This window comes from Candidatus Symbiopectobacterium sp. NZEC135 (assembly GCF_025962695.1).
On the sequence record NZ_JAGFPF010000179.1, the window covers coordinates 1 to 2880 of the forward strand.

Sequence of the window (2880 nt, forward strand, 5' to 3'; positions counted from 1 at the left end):
CGCAGGGCAGGCGGCAAACATGGCAGGTAAATTTGGAACGGGGCTGGCAAAAGGCTTACGCTATGGAGGTAGGTCGCTAATGCGCGGAACGGTAGGTGATGCCGGAACTGTGCTGCTTAAGGAAATCAGACTCCCCCACGCAAATGAATTCCTCGGGTTAAGTAAAAGTGCATTGAGAGCCGTAGACCCGGGGTTCGAATTATTAAGTAAGGGCGGTAAATTGTTGGACCGCAAATTAGAATCTTTTCTGAGAATGAAACAGAGTAGTATCCCGTTAGCGGATAAAATGTCTTCTTTTCGCTCGGTGGAACCATTACCGTTAACCACCAAAGCCTACATGACCGCGCGTTTGCCTCATTCAGAGATTGAAGTACCCATACAAAAAGTAGGTGCGGATTTACGCGGTGAATATTATTCATTGGTTAATCCTGAAACCGGCGGAATGTTTGGACGGCATTATCACCTATTAGACGACGGCAGGTTGAAACCTGTTGCAACGAGAATACATCAACAGAAAATCAGGCAAAAAAGCACAGTAGAAATAAACCGAATGGATCAAAACCATTTTCCTATGGCAGCCCATAGCCCTGCTATCGATATCACACACATCCCTCCGCTAAGGAAATTTTTGTCATCGTCTGCTTATCTTCCTCCGCATATGCAATTTAATCGCGCTCCCATTGTTCATCAGGAAATACAAAGGCATCTTTCTGACGATTTCACGCATATGGGGGTGGAGTTAAAAAATTTTGTTACCACCAACTATAACCAAAATGATGTCTATTTTGGTCGCTTTAGTCAGACTCCCGATGAAATTCCCGTGCGGTTTGCTCAATTGAAAAATAATCTTCAGCACTATAAAGAAGGTGTTTTATTGGCGAAGCACTGTGCCGATGCTTTGGAGTATGAATTTTCTCGTACGACGATGAGAAACATTCACGGTGAATTACAATTCGCCCCTAGGGGGAACAGGATTGAGTCCTATTTATCCAAAGTGATGAAACTGGATGAAATAGCAGATGCAAACATTGCTAAGATAATAAAGAAAGAAATGATGCAAAGACTGAGGTATCACACCGAAAAAATTAAAGATTATCTCAACAATGAGATTGATAATATCTATTTTGCCTCAAGTGACACTTATGCTCATCCTTATGTTTATAATCCTAATAGCCCAATGGGCTTTGTGGGCAAAGAGGATACTTTTAGACGAATCATTATCATGGTGGATAATTATCATGCCTCACCCCTACTCAGTACAAAATTACACCTTACGGCCTTACATGAGGCGTCACATTTTTCCGGAACACTCGATTTTCAGATTGCACCGTCAACCAGTTTGGTGGGCGATGCCAGTGAATTTATCGAAACGTTTAATGATGGATTGTTGGGGATCAATAACGAATACGTTCATATTGACGACGATTTTATCAATGCGTATCGGCGTGAATTCCCCCATATCGCCATTACTGAAGGCCAATTTAGAGAACTGCTCAAAAGAGATCCGGTGTTAAGAGCGAATGCCTTTATAGAGAATGCGGATTTTCTGGCAAGAATCATCTCCGATCTCGCCAGTCGCGCGCGCCACAATAGCGATATGTATCATCGGAGTAGGAGAGAAACTCAGTTACCTCGCTCGATGGTGTCCGTACTACTCTACCGATTGATGATTGCCAGCATGAAATCGGTAACACCGGATGCCCACGTCTAAGGCTGCTTCCGCCGCGCTGCATGGCGGTGTGTTGACGGGTTTTGCTCCTGTCTCTTTTACGTCATTGTCACGTTTGTTGCAAAGCGAACAATTGTATCATTATGAAATAAAGAGATTTATTCATGGCCCGCGAATTGCAATAGCGTCCTAAAGTCAACTGACATGACGAGGGCACTATGAAGGGGAATGACATTCTGGCGCTGCTTGATGAGCCCGCCTGTGAGCATAACCATAAACAAAAAACCGGGTGCAGCGCACCGAAACCCGGCGCCACGGCAGGGGGGTGCGCCTTTGATGGCGCACAGATCACCTTGCTGCCGCTGGCGGATGTCGCTCATCTGGTGCACGGCCCTATCGGGTGCGCGGGCAGTTCCTGGGATAATCGCGGCAGTCAGAGTTCCGGGCCAAGGTTGAACCGGCTCGGCTTCACCACCGATCTCAATGAGCAGGATGTGATCATGGGGCGCGGTGAACGGCGGTTGTTTCATGCCGTGCGCCATATCGTGGAACGCTACGATCCTGCCGCCGTTTTTGTCTACAACACCTGCGTTCCCGCGATGGAGGGGGATGATATCGATGCGGTGTGCCGTGCCGCAACCGTGGCAGTGGGCGTGCCGGTGATCGCCGTCGATGCCGCAGGTTTTTATGGCAGCAAAAATTTTGGCAACCGTCTGGCCGGTGAGGTGATGCTCAAACAGGTGATCGGCACGCGCGAACCGGCTCCGTGGCCGGAAAGCAGCCCGATCCCTGTCGCGCAGCGTCACGATATCGGCTTAATTGGCGAGTTCAATATCGCCGGTGAGTTCTGGCATGTACATCCGCTACTCGACGAACTGGGCATTCGCGTGTTGGGCAATTTGTCCGGCGATGGACGCTTTGCCGAAATTCAGACCTTGCACCGCGCACAGGCTAACATGCTGGTGTGTTCCCGCGCGCTCATCAACGTGGCGCGCAGTCTGGAGCAACGTTACGGCACACCGTGGTTTGAAGGCAGCTTCTACGGGGTACGTGCCATGTCTGACGCGCTGCGCCAGCTTGCCGCCCTGTTGCAGGACGATTCTCTGATGCAACGTACCGAAACGCTGATCGCTCGGGAAGAAGCCGCTGCGGAAAAGGCGTTGGCACCGTATCGCGCACGGCTTAAAGGGCGCAAGGCACTGCTCTATACC

1 protein-coding gene and 1 pseudogene are annotated in these 2880 nt (G+C 49.3%); both read left to right on the forward strand.

Annotated elements, in window-relative coordinates:
- Nucleotides 1-1711 (forward strand): annotated as a pseudogene (locus tag J5224_RS24520) (hypothetical protein); the annotation flags it as partial.
- Nucleotides 1712-1887: 176 nt separating this feature from the next.
- On the forward strand, nucleotides 1888-2880 hold a 993-nt coding region (locus tag J5224_RS24525; RefSeq protein ID WP_264627832.1), incomplete at its 3' end, for a nitrogenase component 1.